Raw genomic sequence first — 18,705 nt, 5'->3', positions numbered from 1 at the left:
ATAAAAATCATGAGTATTTTAGTAATCGCTGAGCACGACAACAAAGCACTTAACGGTGCAACTTTAAACGTTGTAGCTGCGGCTCAAAAAATCGGTGGTGATATCACTGTATTAGTTGCTGGTTCAGGCGCTCAAGCAGTTGCTGATGAAGCTGCTAAAGTTGCTGGTGTAAGCAAAGTTCTTTTAGCTGACGATGCTGCATATGCAAACCAATTGGCTGAAAATGTAGCGAAGCTTGTTGCTTCAATTGGTACAGGTTATTCACACATTCTTGCGGCGTCTACAACGACGGGCAAAAACGTACTTCCACGTGCTGCAGCACTTCTTGATGTAAGTATGATTACTGACATTATTGCTGTTGATGGTCCTAAAACTTTCAAGCGTCCAATCTATGCTGGTAACGCGATTGCAACTGTAGAGTCTGGTGAATCAGTTGTTGTTGGTACAGTTCGTGGTACAGCGTTTGATGCAGTTGCTGCTGAAGGTGGATCTGCTGCGGTTGAAGCTGCAACTTCTACTGGTGATGCGGGTATTTCTAAGTTCGTATCTGAAGAAATCGTAAAATCAGAACGTCCAGAATTAACAGCAGCTCGCATTGTTGTATCTGGTGGACGTGGTGTAGGTTCTGGTGAGAATTACCATAAAGTACTTGATCCATTAGCTGATAAGCTTGGTGCAGCTCAAGGTGCATCTCGTGCAGCAGTAGATGCTGGTTTCGTTCCAAACGATATGCAAGTTGGTCAAACGGGTAAAATCGTTGCGCCAGACCTTTATATTGCTGTAGGTATCTCTGGTGCGATTCAGCACTTGGCAGGTATGAAAGATTCTAAGGTGATCGTTGCGATCAACAAAGATGAAGAAGCTCCAATTAATGCAGTAGCTGACTACTGGTTAGTAGGTGACTTAAATACAGTGGTTCCAGAATTAGTTTCTAAAATCTAATTCAGCATTGCTGTACTAATGCTCTGATCGAGTAATGATTCATTTCATTTTACTTGGTCAGGGCATTTTTATATTTAATCATCAAAAAAATCTCATAAAACAAAATTATAGATTATTCTCATCAAGGGATCAGAATTTACCGTTTTATATGTTTTTTGTAATTGTGATATGATTCGCCATCATTTTTTAAGCTCATTCATACTTTCAATGTATTAATGAGGGAGTTTGTGTTTTGCTGGTCGACACCCGAATAACATTACCGCTTGTTCTAATCGCGGTCTCATGTTTAATTTTTCCATTATTTAATCAAGTCCATTTCAATGTGTTTGGTATGGAAGATGTGCGTCTGATTGAAAATTTACAGGCTCTTTTATTGTTGTCCTTTGCAGTTATTAGCTATTTTTACATAAAGCCTTTACAGCTTAGAGAAGGTAAGAAAGAGTTTTGGCTTTGGGCTGTTTGCTGGTGGGTTTTATTGTTTGGTCGTAGTACCAGTTGGGGGCGAGATTATTTCCCTGATGTCCCAAAAATCTATTTTCGAGGTATCTCAATTGTATTGATTGGGTCTGTGGTTTTTCCACTATTGAACCAAAAATTACGCACAGAGATTGTGAACAAGTTTAAGACAGCTATTATCCCAGTTTGGGCCTTGGTTTTGGCTGTGATTGGGCTCGTTGTTTCTGATGCGATAGAGCATCATCGCTTTATAGGGATGCTCCTGCTCACAGAAAATAGTAATGAAAGCTTACTCGAAGAGCTGTATGAGTTTCCGTTGATTTTAAGCTTATTTGCAATTTCTTTTAGTTTAATGAAAGCGGACAAGCGCGAACTTCATCATTGAAGAATATTCATGTATTTATAAAGATCCTTACGAGGATCTTTTTTATGTATAAGTAGCAAAAAAGTGATTTTTATCATTCATTTTAGGGCAATACTGTTTAAGAATTTTGTGTTGAAAATTTAGTCATTTTTATGAATAAAATTAAACAGATCATCCATAAAATTTAGGGACAAAAATACGGATTTGTGCTATAATTTTCGGCTGAGTTTTAGAATTTAGCTCCATAGATTTTGGGCTAATTTTTTGCAAGATTGATTATATAAATCGAGCAGTTTCTTCAAGCTGTTTGTAATAAGGAGTATGCATGAGCGTATCGGAAATTCGACCGATTGCCATTGAGGATGAACTGAAGAGCTCATATCTCGACTATGCTATGAGTGTCATTGTCTCTCGTGCACTACCAGACGTTAGAGATGGTTTAAAGCCAGTTCATCGCCGTGTTCTTTATGCGATGCATGAGCTTGGAAATGATTATAACAAAGCTTACAAAAAATCAGCGCGTGTCGTTGGTGATGTAATCGGTAAATACCACCCTCATGGTGACTCTGCTGTATACGAAACAATCGTTCGTATGGCACAAGATTTCAGTTTACGTTATCAGTTGGTTGATGGTCAGGGTAACTTCGGCTCTGTTGATGGTGACAGTGCAGCAGCGATGCGTTATACCGAAGTGCGTATGCGTAAATTAACGCATGAACTGTTAGCTGATTTAGAAAAAGATACAGTAGAGTGGGAAGATAACTACGACGGTTCAGAGCGTATCCCACAAGTTATGCCAACTCGTGTGCCAAATTTACTCATTAATGGTGTCACGGGTATTGCTGTAGGTATGGCAACCAATATGGCGCCGCATAATATGACTGAAGTGGTCAATGCGTGCTTAGCCTATGCCAATAATCCGAATATCAGTATTGAAGGATTGATGGAACATATTTCGGGTCCAGACTTTCCTACAGGCGGTATCATTTACGGTAAATCGGGTATTGTTGATGCTTACCGTACTGGTAAAGGTCGTTTATTTATTCGTGGTAAGTATCATTTAGAAGAAGACCAAAAAACAGGTCGTACGACGATTGTATTCACTGAAATTCCATATCAAGTGAACAAAGCAAAAACGATTGAACGTATTGCTGAACTTGTGAAAGAGAAGAAGCTCGAAGGTATTTCAGAGTTACGCGACGAATCTGATAAAGAAGGGATGCGTATTGCAATTGACTTAAAGCGTGGCGAAAACGCTGAAGTAATTGTTAATAATTTATTCCAAAATACTCAGCTTCAAAATTCATTCAGTATTAATATGGTTTGCTTGGATAATGGCCAGCCAAAGCTGATGAATTTAAAAGACATTATTGCTGCTTTCATTCGCCATCGTCAAGAAGTTGTAACACGTCGTACGATGTTCGAATTACGTAAAGCGCGTGAACGTGGTCATATCTTGGAAGGTTTAACGGTTGCTTTAGCAAATATTGATGCCATCATCGAAACCATTAAAACCTCTGCGAATCCGCAAGAAGCACGTGAACGTTTGCAAGCAGGGGAATGGTCTGCAGGTGGTGTAGTTGCTTTATTGGAAAAAGCAGGTTCAGTTTCTGTTCGCCCAGATGAGATTGAGGGTGAAGATCCTAATAAACCGTTTGGATTATCTGGCAATATTTATCGTCTCTCGCCGACTCAAGTGGGTGCAATTTTAGAATTACGTTTGCATCGTTTAACTGGTTTAGAACAAGATAAGCTGCATGCAGAATATTCTGAAATTTTGGCACAAATTGCAGAGTTGACAGCAATTCTTAATGATTTTGAATTGTTGATGAACGTGATTCGTGAAGAGCTTTCACTTATTCTTCAGCAATACGGTGATGAGCGTCGTACTGCGATTGTAGAATCTCGTGTAGATTTCTCTCGTGAGGATTTAATTCCAGAAGAACAAGTTGTTTTAACCGTTTCTCAATCAGGCTATGCGAAAACACAGCCACTTTCTGATTATGCTGCGCAACGTCGTGGTGGGCGTGGTAAATCAGCAACGTCTATGAAAGAAGATGATTACATTCAACATTTGATTGTGACATCTAACCATGCAACAGTTTTATGCTTTACCAATGTCGGCAAAGTCTATCGCTTAAAAGTTTTTGAAGTGCCTCAAGCTTCTCGTGGTGCAAAAGGTCGTCCTATGGTGAACTTATTGCCATTAGATGAAAATGAGACAATTACTGCTATTCTGCCAGTGATTGATGCACCGAAGAAATTTAAAGAACGTCTAGCCGATTTCCGTCAGTTTGTTAAATCTCATCAAGCTCAATTACAGCAAAACGAAATCATTGCTGCACACTATGATGCATTAGAAAAATCATTTGCTGATCTAGCAGATGGTGACGATCTATCGGACGAATTGCGTACACATCTGAAAGAGTTAGGAGTTGAATTATCAACTACAGATCTTGATGATGAAGTAGTAGTTGAATTTGCTGAGCTTGCAGAAAACTTACGTAAAAACTTCTATGTCTTTATGGCAACTGAATACGGTACGATCAAGCGAGTTGAACTTGAGCAGTTCTCTAATGTACGTTCAAATGGTTTACGTGCAATCGAGTTAGCTGGAGATGACCGTTTAATTGGTGTTGCGATTACTGACGGTGAACAACAAATTATGTTGTTCTCGAATGAAGGTAAAGCGATTCGATTTGCAGAAACTGATGTACGTGCAATGGGTCGTTCTGCGAAAGGTGTACGTGGTATGCGTGTCACCATTGGATTGGCTCAAGCGGAAGAAATTGAAGACAATGATGTAGATTCAGAAGATGAAGATACGGATTCTAATTTCTTAAGCCGTATTGTTTCATTAGTTGTTGTCCCGGCAACAGGTGAAGTGCTATGTGCTTCAGCTAATGGTTACGGTAAGCGTACGCCAGTGGATGACTTCCCGACTAAGAAACGTGGTGGTAAAGGCGTCATTGCGATCAAGACATCTGATCGTAATGGTGAGCTGGTTGGTGCCGTAGCGATCGATGTCAGTAAAGAAGTCATGCTGATTTCTGATGGTGGTACGCTAGTACGTACTCGTGCATCTGAAATTGCTCAGACGGGTCGTAATGCACAAGGTGTACGTTTAATCCGCTTAGGTGAAAACGAGACATTGGTTGGTGTTGAAGCGATTGAAGCTGTTGAGGAAGATGATTTTATAGAATCAGTTGAAGGTGAAGAGGCTTCAATTGAATCTAATGAATCAGTAGATACTCAAGAAATTGATACGACTGATAGCGATGAAAAATCTACAGATGAATAATTTGTAGGAATTAAAAAAGGACGCTGAAGCGTCCTTTTTTAATTAACAATAGTCTAAAAAAGAATTTTAATTAAAAATGAAACTCAAATTTAATTATAGCTTGCTGATTGTAATAGCACTGTTTATAACAGCATGTAGTGAACCCTTTCATTTCAGCTGAATGAAGGAGAGAGGGGAATCTGAGGAATATTGTTCATAAACAAAACATTCAGCTGTAAATACTGATGCGCTTTATGATGCAGTTCGAGATAAAAATAATGAAATGGTTGTTGAAATTGTAGATCAAGATATAAAAGATGGATTTTTATTACACAGTCATTTTAAAAGAGTCAGCTATGAATGGTATGGTGAGATGTTTTAATTGTTCGCATGAAATGAAAGACAATACAACGAAATAGTTATAATAAATTTTGTCAGATTGAGAGCTGTTGTAGTGAGCGATTTAAACTTACTAACTACGGTGTCTCTCAAAATATAGTAAACATAAATCTCTGATAAATGTAGAGCTTATTGAAAAAATAGCTTTAGTGTGAAAACAAGATTGAAATTATTTAAGTTGAATATACTGCAAGCTATGGTTATCTGTGGTTAAATGCCATCATTTTATTGTGTTTCACTCTGAAAGGAAAAATCATGCGCGCGTACAACTTCTGTGCTGGTCCTGCTGCATTACCTACTGCTGTATTAGAAAAAGCTCAAGCTGAGATGCTTGATTGGCAGGGTAAGGGCCTATCAATCATGGAAATGAGTCATCGTAGTGCAGACTACGTCGCTGTTGCTGAAAAAGCAGAAGCAGACTTACGCAAGTTGATGAATATTCCTGAGAACTACAAAGTGCTTTTCTTACAGGGTGGTGCTTCTCTACAATTCTCTGCGATTCCATTGAATCTATTAGGGAAAAATAACAAAGCAGATTATATCCATACTGGCATTTGGTCTGAAAAAGCTTTAAAAGAAGCAAAACGTTATGGTGAAATTAACGTGATCGAAGCTGGTATTAAAGATGCAGATGGTAATCTTGCAATTTCTGATGAAAGTACATGGAATTTATCTGCTGATGCTGCCTATGTTCATTATGCAGATAACGAAACGATTGGTGGTATTCAATTTAAAAATATCCCAACTACGGATAAACCACTGGTTGCAGATTTATCTTCTAGTATTTTGTCGGCACCAATTGATGTTTCAAAATTCGGTCTTATTTACGCGGGTGCGCAAAAAAATATCGGTCCTGCTGGTTTAACTTTGGTAATCATTCGTGATGATTTATTAGACCAAGCAAAAGAAGAAATTCCGAGCATTTTGAAGTATTCAGCGCAAGCGAAGAATGATTCTATGGTGAATACACCGTCTACTTATGCTTGGTATTTATCAGGCTTAGTATTTGAATGGTTGCTTGAACAGGGTGGTGTAGAGGCAATTCATCAAGTGAACCAGCAAAAAGCTGAATTGTTGTATGGTTATATTGATTCAAGTGACTTCTATGCAAATCCAATTGCGAAAGAATATCGTTCAATTATGAATGTACCATTTACATTGGCGAAGCCTGAACTTGAAAAGCAATTCCTGAAAGAAGCAGAGGAAAATAATTTGTTAAATCTTGCAGGACATCGTTCAGTAGGTGGTATGCGTGCGAGTATTTACAATGCAGTGCCACTTGAAGGTGTACAAGCACTTGTGAAATTTATGGATGATTTTGCGAAGCGTAATGCTTAAAATCAGTTCGTAAAAAAGCCTGTCATATGACAGGCTTTTTTATGTGTCTAAAACGTAGATGAAAGTAATCAACGCTAATTTATTAAAATGCTGGAATAAGATTGGTAAAGTGGAAAATAAAAGCAGCGAGGAAAACACCTAAGAAAAAGAAACAGTAAGCACCCTTGTCTACACGAATACGAGGGCGTGCTTGTTCCATTAAGCCTGTTGATTGTTCCGGTATAATTTTCATCTAGGAGCCTAAATATTACTTTATAGTTAAATCCTATTTATTTAATGTATTTTTAGCATAAATATTCGCCTGAATCCATATATTTCCACGAATATATTGACCAATTTCGAAATTTTTATAATTCTCATCCTTAGTCGCGATACGAATAAGTGTAGCAGGTTGGTTTTCTTCCAAAATAAGTGTTACATCATAAAGTTGATAAAATTGATCGTTGAACTGCATTTGGGTCTTGCCAACCACTTTTCCTTGGAACCAGGCCTCATCTTCCTGACCCATGGTTTCACCGTACAAGTAAGCCACCATTTTCGAAAAATCGACCGTTACAGGTTCTTTATCGGCATCTGATTTAGGTTCCCAAGCATCAATCAGCTGCTGTAAATTATCTGGCGCTACACCATTGTGTTCACTCAAAATTTCATTTAAAGCACGATGGTGTTTAATTGAAGCTGGATCATCCACAACAATTTGTTCTTGATCAGCAACTTTTTCTAGCTCATAAGCCCACGCATTTAATTGGACTTTATAAGATTGATTTTTTTGGTATTGAATTTGGTTAACAGTGTATAAGCTATCAAAAGCATAAACCACACTATTATCACTAACTTTTAATTGTAACACTGCTTGCGTGTTGGACTTACATGTAATGATGCGTTCAATCGTCGCGTTCAACGTATAAGGACTATCAAAAGTAGGAAAGGCTGTTTTGACTGCTTTAGGTTTATTGTCTTCTACAGCAATGACTTGAACCAATTGGATAGGTTGTTGTTTAGGTCCTTGAATTAGCCAAACATTCGGATCCATATCTTGTTCTTCAGCACAAATCCCCATCGGCATGACAGGTGCATTTAGTGCTTCACTCAACCATTTTGGAACCTGAACAGTCGGATCATCAGTTAACAGCGCCCAATGTTCTACATGGCTACCAAAGCTTTGATCTTCTATCGTAATAATTTCAGGTTTGTTTTGATTGTTCATATGCTCATTCTAAGATTGAGTGAATTACTTTATGTAATATCGAGGATAATTGATATTTTTCAAGTCTTGAATTGTTTTTTCTTTATGCAATCCAAAAGTTTAACGTGGCATAAATGAAAAAGAGCACCTAAGTGCTCTATGGGAATCATGAGTTAGAACTTAAATGTAACATCTGCAATGAATTGACGACCGATTTCAGGACTTGGTGTTGGTGTCACTGAGGATGTATTGGAAGAAAAATACTCATTTTTACGGTTAAGTACATTATTAATGGTTAAACCAAAAATAGTTTGCGTATTCTTTGAACTCGGTATTGTGTAGGTAGTACGCATATCCCAATTCAAAGCATTTTTCGTTTTGTATGCAGTGTAAGTGTCATATTTCATACCATCGAGTTCATAGACAAATTCAGTTTTACTGGTACTCAGGGTTTTTTTCATACCTGGTGTCCCTGCACGATAGCTAAGATAATGATTAATATTTAAAGGAATATTATTAAAACCAATATTCCAATCTAGTCTAACTGTCCATGGCGTATTGAAATTATCAGTGGGTTTATCTTCAGCATTAATCAGTTTGCCATCATAATAAATTTGTGATGTACCTGTGTAGTAGTTGCTTTCATAGCTATCAAAATTACGATTTGTATCTGTCATATCGGCATTTAGGCTTAAATAATGCACAGAATTTTTAAATACAAGTGGTTTAATATTTTTTAAAGAGAAAGTTAATATTTCAGCTTGAGATTTTCCTGAGTTGTTATAAGACTTATTACCTTGCTGCTGGCGTAATTGGTCTTTGTTCTCTCGCTGAACATATTTTAAACCAGTATTGATGTTCCAAATATTGGTGTTAAAAGCAAATACAGATTCATCTGAAAACGGCGTATCCAGCTCTGACCTTGATTTGAAGGATGGCATAAACGTCGGGTCGAGTTCCCAATCTTCAGAAAGACTATTTCTCTTAAATTTTGTCTGTAATCGACCTCGTTGAGCTTGTAATTCGTTGGCGAATGCGTTTAAACCATAATAGCGATTCCAACCAGCCGTGATAAATAATTGATCATTGCCAAATGGCTTCAAAACAAATGAACTACGAGGTGCAATATTGGTGTTTTGAGTCAGTGAATCATAATCAGCTCGTAAGCCTAAACTAGATTGAATAAATGGATTAACATAAATTGAATCTTCGAGATATGCATGCCAACGATCTTGGCGTACATTGATTTGTCCTGCATCATATTTAAATCGTTGCGTTAAATATTGCCCGTCAATTGAATTGCCTTCGTCACAAGCATCATAACGACGACCATCAGAAGCGTAACAGTTTAAGTTTTCAATATTTTTGGAAGAGATAGTAGTTGTGTAATAATTATTAGAAACTTCAGGTCTTTCCCAATACGCTTCATAATGACCATAACCTGCACCCATTTTGAATTGGTGTGATGAGTTCGCAAAGTTTATTGGTTCAAATAGGGCTTTGATTGAGTATTCGAGTTTTTTTTCTTCTTGTGATAATGAACCATAGTTTCCATAAGATTGCGTACTTAAATTAGGATTCCAATTCTTTGTTGAAGATCGAGCCCACACATACGCATCCTGCTCTGCCTTTCGCGAGTTTTTTTGTGTTTGATAATTAAGTTGTTGTTCTAACCGAACAGCATTTAATTTATTTTTTAAATTGATATAAATACTTTGACTATCAGATATTTGCGTGTTTTCTGAGTTTAAAAATGTAGCATTGAAGTACTCACCTTTATTTTCAAATAGCTGAGTTCCTATTTTTAATGAGGTTTTATCTGAAGGTGTATAGAAGAGTTCGACACCATAATTGCTCGCAGCACGTGTTTGGTCTAATTCTGCTGGCTCAATAAAATTCGTTTTTAATGGAATTAAGGAATGTCGAAAAGAGCCAAAAGCATTGAAACCTAATTGGTCTGTGAGATTACCATACAGTGTTGCACTGACTCCTTGTTTAGTAAAGAAAGGTTGATTTTTTTCACTGTTGGAGGTTTCAAATTCCTGTTGGCTTTCTGGATTAGGAAAGTTGATTTTAGACCAAGAATCAGATGTATAATCATAGGTAATATTACCGTGAATTTTGCCTATCTCAGTTTTTGGTGCGCAGGTTTCTGCACTCACTACACCGCCAGTAAATTCACCATATTCAGCGCTCACATTGCTATCAAGCAGTTTAATATTACAAATCAGGTCTGCATTGACTGCAACAGCTTGACTAGAGCCGAGTAGTTCATTATTTGAGTTCGATATTGTTGCACCCACAGGGTTAATATTATTGTTGATGCTCATCCCATTGATTAGAAATTTATTTTCATAGGGTAAACCGCCATTGATGCTAATTTCGGCTGGGCTAAGTTCACCTTGTTGTAAGCCACTTTTAAAATTATTACCAAATTGCACATTAGGATTTACTTTTAAAAAATCAGTAATGTTCTTAGAACTATTGGGTGTCTTGTCTAAGTCATCCTTCGTATAAAGGGTTTTTCCAACTTCTTGTTGCTCAGTTGCATTCGTTACAATTGTATTGAGTTTGATTGAATCATCATTAGCTGTTGAATTTATTTCTGTTTCATTTGCACAAACTGTAGTTGAGAGAATCGTAAGAATGGCTAAATTTAATTTTGAGCGTACAAATGACATGATTTAACATTGAGAGAATAAAAACGATAGCGATTATCATTTAATAATACTTATTTCACAATATTAATGAGAATAATTATCAATACTATATTACGATTAACATAATATAAAAAAGCGATAGTTAAAAATTGGAACAAAAAGCCCCAATACTTTTCAATTAAGATCAATCCACAGGATGATCAAGATTTCTAAAATATTGGGGTATTTAAAGATTTTTACTCTGAAACGAGTGTTTCAAGTAAATGGGGCGCTAATTTATTTAAAATATAGCAGAATAATTCAGCTGTTTTCTGTGTGTCATACAAAGCAGAGTGGGCTTCTTTACCATCAAACTCGATACCAGCTTGAATACATGATTTAGCCAAAACAGTTTGTCCGAACATCACAGCACTCAAAGTCACCGTATCAAAAACCGAGAAACTATGAAATGGATTTTGATTCTTAGTTCCAGTACGTGCAATTGCCGCTTTTAAAAAACCAAGATCAAAATGAGCATTGTGTCCAACTAGCACAGCATGTGTGCATTGTTGTTGTTTGCGTACCTCATTAATTGCTTTAAACATACGTTTAAGTGCAGACTTTTCATCTTCTGCCATCGCTACACGCATTGGATTAAAAGGATCAATGCCAATGAAGTCGAGTGAGCGACGATCTAAATTTGCACCTTCAAATGGATTGATGTGTGCATGATGCGCTTGACCAGGTACAAACTTTCCAGACTCGTCGTAAATGATTGGAATACATGCTATTTCGAGCAATGCATCAGTATCTGCATTAAAACCAGCTGTTTCCACGTCAACAACCACGGGTAGGAACCCGCGGAAGCGTTGACCGATGACAGGTAATGTTTCAGTGGTCACACTTTTCTCCATTGAATTGTTTTACCTGCATAAAGAGGAATGATCTGTTCGCCATCTAAATATTCAAGGCTTTCAGGAATCACTTGATCTTCTTTGATCAATGTAATGGTTTCAGTATTACGAGGTAAACCATAGAAATCCGCACCAAAGAATGAAGCGAAACCTTCAAGACGTTCAATTTTACCGACCTGATCGAATGCTTGAGCATACAATTCAATTGCAGTTGGAGCGCTATAGCATCCCGCACATCCACAGGCATTTTCTTTCGCATTTTTAGAATGCGGAGCGCTGTCAGTACCTAAGAAAAATTTAGGGTTGCCACTTGTTGCGACTTCTAACAAAGTTTGCTGATGTGTCTGGCGTTTTAAAATTGGCAAACAATAGAAATGCGGTTTAACACCACCAACCAACATGTCATTGCGATTGAATAACAAATGTTGTGGTGTAATCGTCGCTGCCACGTTGCGATCTTGCTCAAGTACAAAATGTGCAGCTTCGCTTGTGGTGATATGTTCTAAAACTAATTTCAATTTTGGAAATTGTTTAAGCAGCGGTGCTAAAACTTCATCTAAGAAACGTTTTTCACGATCGAAAATATCAACATGATGATGTGTTACTTCGCCGTGGAGTAAGAGAGGAACCTGATGTTCTTCAAGTTGCTCAATGACGCTATACACTTTACGTATATCACTAACGCCATTATCAGAATTCGTGGTTGCTCCAGCAGGGTAAAGCTTAATTGCATTTACATATGGAGATTTTTTAATTTTTTGTACTTCTTCAGGAGAAGTATGATCCGTAAAGTAAAGCACCATACGAGGATCGAATTTTACATTTTCAGGAACATGCGCCATGATTCTTTCACGATAGGCATGTGCCTCTTCCACAGTTTTTACAGGTGGAACTGTATTTGGCATACAGATTGCGCGATGAAATTGCTTCGCCAAATCAGGAACAGTACGTTGAAGTGCTAAACCATCTCTTAAATGAGCGTGCCAATCATCTGGCTGGATTAAAGTGATCGTATTCAAGGCAAGTCTTACTGAAAAAATAACATAGATGATAATCGATATTGCTTGAAATTGATAACGACAAAAGCCGATAAAAGGGGTTTTACATCTATTTGTGCTGATTAATATGGAAATGAGGCATACGTTAGATGAATGAGTCATTATCCATCTAGGGAACAATAATAGATTTTCACGTCCAAATAAAAACCGCGCTCAAAGCGCGGTTTTTTGGGACTAAACTAAATCTTAGTTTTTGTCTTTAAGTTGTGGAACAGCAGAACCTGTACCGACAGCAAGTAAACCTGCACCAGTATAGATTCCTAACTTAGCGCGTGTATCTGTAATGTCTAGGTTACGCATGGTTAATTGACCAATACGATCCATTGGCGTGAATACAGAATCACCTTTTTCCATGGTTAAGCGTTCAGCTTCGTATGTAAGGTTCTCAGATTCAGTGTTCATAATGGTGTAATCGTTACCACGACGAAGTTCTAAAGTCACAGTACCTGTGATTGCTTTAGCAACCCAACGTTGCGCAGTTTCACGAAGCATAAGCGCTTGTGAGTCGAACCAACGACCTTGGTAAAGTAAACGACCTAAACGTAAACCGTTGATGCGGTACTGTTCAATGGTATCTTCGTTATGAATACCAGTCACAAGACGTTCGTAAGCAATGTGTAGAAGTGCCATACCTGGAGCTTCATAAATACCACGAGATTTCGCTTCGATGATACGGTTTTCGATTTGGTCAGACATACCTAGACCATGACGACCACCGATACGGTTCGCTTCAAGAATTAACTCAACTGGATCTTCAATACGTTGACCGTTAAGAGCAACAGGGAAGCCTTCTTCAAATGTGATTGAAACTTCTTCAGGTGCAATTTCAACGTCTTCTTTCCAGAATGCAACACCCATAATCGGTTCAACGATTTTGATACCAGCATCAAGATACTCAAGATCTTTCGCTTCGTGAGTTGCACCAAGCATGTTTGAGTCTGTTGAGTATGCTTTTTCTTTTGACATTTTATAGTCAAAACCGTTGTCGATGAGGAACTGTGACATTTCTGCACGGCCACCAAGCTCATCGATAAATGTTTGGTCTAACCAAGGTTTGTAAATTTTAAGTGCTGGGTTCGTTAATAGACCATAACGGTAGAAACGCTCAATGTCGTTACCTTTATAAGTAGATCCGTCACCCCAAATGTTGACGTCATCTTCTTTCATCGCAGTAACAAGCATTGTACCTGTGACTGCACGACCAAGTGGCGTTGTATTGAAGTAAGGTACACCACCTGTAGAAATATGGAATGCACCACATTGAATTGCTGCAATACCTTCTAATGCAAGTTGTAAACGGCAATCCACTAAGCGTGCTTTAACAGCGCCATAAGCTTCAGCTTTCTTTGGAATAGCATCGTAATCATCTTCATCTGGCTGACCTAAGTTTGCTGTATACGCATAAGGTTCAGCACCTTTTTGCTTCATCCACAATAAAGCAGCAGAAGTATCAAGACCACCAGAGAAGGCAATACCAACTTTTTTGCCTACAGGTACATTCTGTAAGATAGTTGCATTATCAGACATTGTTCATCCTAACGATAGAATATAGGCACCTAGAAAATTGGTAACCTGAAAAATATATTTCTTCAATTATAGCACTTTTCGTTGGTAATTTTTTTTAAAAAAAGATACGTGGTGCAAAAATATTTGAATAAATAGCAATATTTCGTCAAAACTCAAAAGTAATAAGCAAGTCTTAATCTAATTCATGATTCCTCTTGAAAATAACACAGCGTATTTGTAAAGATTTTTATGCATCAATTTATTTTATTGCAATTTTTCAATGCGAACTTAATGAAAAATATTTTTTGTAAGTGATTGAATATTAATATCTAATTCAATAGTTGGTAATTTATTATAGAAAAAGAAAAAAATTGCCATAAACAGTTATGAAAAAAGAAGTATAGTTTTATGCAACAAGTTGCAAAGCCCATAAAATAAGGAATTGCCATGACAACTCGCTATGCAAATATATTAAAACCTCTTGATCTTGGTTTCACTACCCTAAAAAATCGTGTCGTGATGGGATCGATGCATACCGGTCTAGAAGATCGTTTTTATAATTATCCTAAATTAGCAGCATATTTTGGTGAGCGTGCTAAAGGGGGCGTAGGTCTCATCATTACAGGTGGTATTTCCCCTAACCGTCAGGGCTGGCTGCTTCCAGCTGGTGGCACAATGAATACCTTAGGTGATGTTGCCCCACACCGATTAGTGACACATGCAGTTCATAAACATGGTGCAAAAATTTTAATGCAAATTTTGCATTCAGGGCGTTATGGTTATCAACCATTTGTGGTTTCTGCAAGCCCAATAAAATCGCCGATCTCACCATTTAAACCACGTCAGATGTCAGAAAAACAAATTCTGGATACGATTCAAGATTATGCGGCTACAGCAAGTATCGCGAAAAAAGCTGGCTATGATGGTGTCGAAATCATGGGATCAGAAGGCTATTTGCTGAACCAATTTATGAGTCGTCATGTCAATCAGCGTACAGACCAATGGGGCGGGGAAATAGAAAACCGTATGCGCTTTGCAGTTGAAATTGTTAAGGCAATTCGCGCGAAAGTTGGCGAAAAATTTATCATTTGTTTCCGTTTATCTATGCTCGATTTAGTTCATGACGGTAATACAATGAATGAAGTGATCACGGTTGCTAAAGCGCTAGAAGAAGCGGGTATCACATTATTGAATACAGGTATTGGTTGGCATGAAGCTCGTGTTCCAACAATTGTAACCTCTGTTCCTCGTGCGGCATTTGTAGATTATACCGCAGAGGTGAAAAAACATGTGTCTGTGCCTGTGATTGCATCCAACCGAATCAATATGCCTGAAACTGCCGAAGCTATTTTGGCTGAAGGTAAAGCCGACATGATTCAAATGGCTCGTCCATTATTGGCGGATGCTTTCTGGGTGAATAAAACGGCAACTAATCGTGTTGATGAAATCAATACGTGTATTGCGTGTAATCAGGCTTGTTTGGATCATACTTTCAAAAATAAACGTGCCACATGTTTAGTGAATCCACGTGCAGCCTATGAAACTGAACTGGTTTATTTAAAAACCAAGAAGCCAAAAAAAGTAGCTGTTGTGGGTGGTGGTGTAGCTGGAATGTCGGCAGCGACTGTTGCTGCCAGTCGTGGTCATCTAGTTACTTTATTTGAAGCCACTAATGATGTAGGGGGACAATTCAACTTAGCGAAAGTTGTTCCTGGGAAAGAAGAATTTCATGAAACCATTCGCTATTTTAAAGTCCAAATTGAGCGTACTGGGGTTGAACTTCGTTTAAATACTAAAGTTAATCGTGAACAGCTTGAGCGTGAAGGCTTTGATGAAGTGATTGTTGCGACAGGCGTTGTACCACGTGCATTGAAGATCGAAGGAAGTGATGCACCACAAGTTTTATCTTATGCAGAAGTATTAAGAGGTGCGCCTGTGGGTCAAAAGGTAGCAGTAATTGGTGCTGGTGGTATTGGATTTGATGTGTCAGAGTTTTTATTAAAACCTGAACATCAGCCACAGCCACAACCTTTGGCAGAATGGAAACGTGAGTGGGGAGTTGATCCACATGTTCAGTATGTTTCTGAAGGTGGTTTACAACCTGCTGAAGTGGATCATCCAGTTCGCGAAATATATTTATTGCAACGTAAGACAACGCCTTTGGGTATAGGATTAGGTAAAACCTCTGGTTGGGTTCATCGTGCCCAATTAAAAAAACATCATGTGAAAATGTTGCGTGGCGTTCAATATAAATCAGTGAGTGATGAAGGTCTGTGGATCGAAGTTGGTGGGCATGATCAATTATTACGAGTCGATACTATCGTTGTTTGTGCAGGGCAAGAATCTGTTAAAGAGATTATGCCATCAGAGACTGAAACAACTTTAGCGAAATATCATATTATTGGTGGTGCAAAGCTTGCTGCTGAGCTTGACGCTAAGCGTGCGATTCGTGAAGGTGCTGAAATTGCAGCCAAAATTTAATAAATTTGAATCATTTGGTGAAACTATATTCATTTGAATGGTTTGATTGTAATTTTTACTTGTCATGATATGAAAAGCTTCGTATTATGGCGCACATGGAAGCGTGGCAGAGCGGTTTAATGCACCGGTCTTGAAAACCGACGAGGGTGTGAGTCCTCCGTGAGTTCGAATCTCACCGCTTCCGCCAAATTCAAAAAGCTCTGACATTTGTCAGGGCTTTTTTTATGAGAGAAAATAATATCTCTTCATCTCTTCATCTCTTCATCTCTTCATCTCTTCATCTCTTCATCTCTTCATCTCTTCATCTCTTCATCTCTTCATCTCTTCATCTCTTCATCTCTTCATCTCTTCATCTCTTCATCTCTTCATCTCTTCATCTCTTCATCTCTTCATCTCTTCATCTCTTCATCTCTTCATCTCTTCATCTCTTCATATTTAGAATTATGATGTGATCTTGACAAAGTTTCTCTAAATTAAAAATTTCATGATATCGTATTAATATATGTAAATATTTTAAAAATTATTAATTTTATAGAGTAATTAAACTAAATTTTTTAAAATCATAGTTACAAAAAAATACATGAATAATTAATTAATAATAAATAAAGAGTTAAAGAGAAATTTACAAATGTGTAATGATTTTAATTAAAATGGCAAAATGTGACTTTATTTACACTTATTTTGTAATGTAATACCATGCTTTTGCAATTTTTTGCATACTAATCGACATTTTTGAAACATCCCACCATTCCTCAAATTAGAGTAAGACCAATGAAAAAAATCGCATTATTTTCAGCAGTTTTATTAGCTATGATTGCACAAGCAAATGCAGCTGATGGAACAATTACAATCAACGGTTTAGTTACTGATAAGACTTGTGACATTGTAACGCCACAGGGAAAAAATTTTACTGTAACTCTACCTACAGTTTCAAAACAAACGCTTGCTACAGCTGGTGAAGTCGCTGGCCGTACACCGTTCACGATCAATCTAAGTGACTGTTCAGAAGGTAAAGTTGCAACTTATTTTGAACCTGGTGCAACGGTTGATTTCAATACTGGTCGTTTAAATAACCAAGATGCTAATGGTGCTAAAAACGTACAAGTTCAATTGTTAGGAAGCAATAACCAACCTATTTTAGTTCAGCAGGCTGGTGCGAACGGTGCGCAAACTAACTCTCAGTGGGTTGATGTTGTCGATGGTGGAACTGCTGCACTTGACTACTATGCAGAATACTATGCGACTGGTGCTTCTACAGCAGGTCCTGTAACTACTTCAGTTCAATATACGATTATTTATCAATAATTTTTTTTGAGAATAGAGTTAAGTTATTAATTAACTTGACTCTCATCAAATGTATTAAGTAGAGATCAATTGCATGCTAGGTTCATTTAAAATAAAAACGATGATGTTGGGGGTATTGGCTTCGACAAGTTTTGCTCATGCTGAAATTATTATTCATGGAACAAGAGCAATATACCCAGCAGATGCAAGAGAAATCACACTACAGGTCATTAACAATGGTGATAAACCATCATTGGTACAAGCATGGATTGATGAGGGTGATCCAAAGAGTAAGCCTGAACAATCTAAAGCTCCCTTCATTATTACACCTCCAATCTCGCGTGTTGATCCGACTAAGAGTCAATCGCTTCGAATCACGGCTTTGCCAAATGCAAAATCATTAAGTCGTGAACAAGAAACTGTGTTTTGGTTGAATGTTTTAGATATTCCGCCTAAACCTAAAGCCAATGCTGAAAGCATGGAACCAGATAACTTTTTACAACTGGCAATACGCTCAAGAATTAAATTATTTTATCGACCTTCAAATTTGAAAGATAAGGTTGCAGAAGCTCCAGCAAAATTGCAATGGAAGCAAGTGGGTAATCAACTCCAAGTGATTAATCCAACGGCTTATCACGTCACAATCACATCGATATTAAGCCAACAAACTAATGGAAAATTGGTGGATTTGATGAAAGAAGGGCTCATGGTGAGCCCCAAATCAAGTGAAAATGTAAATCTAAAGTCAGCTATCACTCATAGTAAGTTGAGCTTTACAACGATTAATGATTTTGGTGGGCGCATTCAGACTGATTTGAAACTAAATCCATAAATTAATGAATCAATATCCCTATTAAA

The 18,705-nt window shown here is 37.6% G+C and carries 13 protein-coding genes and 1 tRNA gene; 8 read left to right on the top strand and 6 right to left on the bottom strand.

All coding sequences use genetic code 11. The features are described from left to right. Nucleotides 1-9: 9 nt before the first annotated feature. The 4 genes from AC1M85_RS10415 (at nucleotide 10) to serC (ending at nucleotide 6,779) form a co-directional block, all read left to right on the top strand. Nucleotides 10-942, top strand: coding sequence for an FAD-binding protein (locus AC1M85_RS10415; protein WP_092765976.1), 933 nt, complete (start codon nucleotides 10-12; stop codon nucleotides 940-942). Between the two features lie 331 nt (nucleotides 943-1,273). Beyond that, nucleotides 1,274-1,783, top strand: a complete 510-nt coding sequence (locus tag AC1M85_RS10410; RefSeq protein ID WP_481586590.1) for a hypothetical protein — start codon at nucleotides 1,274-1,276, stop codon at nucleotides 1,781-1,783. A gap of 304 nt (nucleotides 1,784-2,087) precedes the next feature. Next, entirely contained in the window at nucleotides 2,088-5,063 is a 2,976-nt protein-coding gene (gene gyrA, locus AC1M85_RS10405) for a DNA gyrase subunit A (protein WP_481593162.1), read from the top strand. A gap of 633 nt (nucleotides 5,064-5,696) precedes the next feature. After that, nucleotides 5,697-6,779 (top strand): 3-phosphoserine/phosphohydroxythreonine transaminase, encoded by a 1,083-nt coding sequence (gene serC, locus AC1M85_RS10400; protein ID WP_035266433.1) that lies wholly within the window; start codon nucleotides 5,697-5,699, stop codon nucleotides 6,777-6,779. A gap of 82 nt (nucleotides 6,780-6,861) precedes the next feature. On the opposite strand, the gene AC1M85_RS10395 is transcribed toward serC, so the two are convergent. From AC1M85_RS10395 to argG, 6 genes are all read right to left on the bottom strand, one after another. Then, nucleotides 6,862-7,011, bottom strand: coding sequence for a hypothetical protein (locus tag AC1M85_RS10395; RefSeq protein ID WP_171076764.1), 150 nt, complete (start codon nucleotides 7,009-7,011; stop codon nucleotides 6,862-6,864). 33 nt (nucleotides 7,012-7,044) lie between these two features. Further along, the gene (locus AC1M85_RS10390) at nucleotides 7,045-7,986 is read right to left on the bottom strand and encodes a hypothetical protein (protein WP_488213029.1); all 942 of its coding nucleotides are present in this window, start codon (nucleotides 7,984-7,986) and stop codon (nucleotides 7,045-7,047) included. Nucleotides 7,987-8,138: 152 nt separating this feature from the next. Further along, entirely contained in the window at nucleotides 8,139-10,646 is a 2,508-nt protein-coding gene (locus tag AC1M85_RS10385) for a TonB-dependent receptor plug domain-containing protein (RefSeq protein WP_488213028.1), read from the bottom strand. Nucleotides 10,647-10,861: 215 nt separating this feature from the next. Further along, entirely contained in the window at nucleotides 10,862-11,518 is a 657-nt protein-coding gene (gene rnt / locus AC1M85_RS10380) for a ribonuclease T (protein ID WP_035266446.1), read from the bottom strand. Beyond that, nucleotides 11,503-12,537 carry a dihydroorotase gene (pyrC, locus tag AC1M85_RS10375; protein WP_092766254.1) on the bottom strand — a complete coding sequence of 345 codons (1,035 nt, stop codon included), beginning with the start codon at nucleotides 12,535-12,537 and terminating at the stop codon, nucleotides 11,503-11,505. Before pyrC ends, rnt begins: the two co-directional genes overlap by 16 nt. Before the next feature lie 225 nt (nucleotides 12,538-12,762). Next, nucleotides 12,763-14,103: an argininosuccinate synthase gene (argG, locus tag AC1M85_RS10370; protein ID WP_092765981.1), complete on the bottom strand. Its 1,341-nt coding sequence runs from the start codon at nucleotides 14,101-14,103 to the stop codon at nucleotides 12,763-12,765. 426 nt (nucleotides 14,104-14,529) lie between these two features. Here argG and AC1M85_RS10365 point away from each other — a divergent pair, with 426 nt between their 5' ends. The 4 genes from AC1M85_RS10365 to AC1M85_RS10350 all read left to right on the top strand — a co-directional run bounded on the left by AC1M85_RS10365 (nucleotide 14,530) and on the right by AC1M85_RS10350 (nucleotide 18,679). Beyond that, nucleotides 14,530-16,563: an oxidoreductase gene (locus AC1M85_RS10365; protein ID WP_481607101.1), complete on the top strand. Its 2,034-nt coding sequence runs from the start codon at nucleotides 14,530-14,532 to the stop codon at nucleotides 16,561-16,563. Nucleotides 16,564-16,660: 97 nt separating this feature from the next. After that, a tRNA-Ser gene (locus AC1M85_RS10360) sits at nucleotides 16,661-16,750 on the top strand. Between the two features lie 584 nt (nucleotides 16,751-17,334). Further along, nucleotides 17,335-17,868, top strand: coding sequence for a fimbrial protein (locus AC1M85_RS10355; RefSeq protein ID WP_488213027.1), 534 nt, complete (start codon nucleotides 17,335-17,337; stop codon nucleotides 17,866-17,868). A gap of 100 nt (nucleotides 17,869-17,968) precedes the next feature. After that, a complete protein-coding gene (locus AC1M85_RS10350) occupies nucleotides 17,969-18,679 on the top strand; it encodes a fimbrial biogenesis chaperone (protein ID WP_488213872.1) in 711 nt (236 codons plus the stop codon). The last annotated feature ends 26 nt before the right edge of the window (nucleotides 18,680-18,705 follow it).

This window comes from Acinetobacter sp. 24-47-64, assembly GCF_057737055.1.
This window is presented reverse-complemented; position numbering and strand designations above follow the sequence as displayed.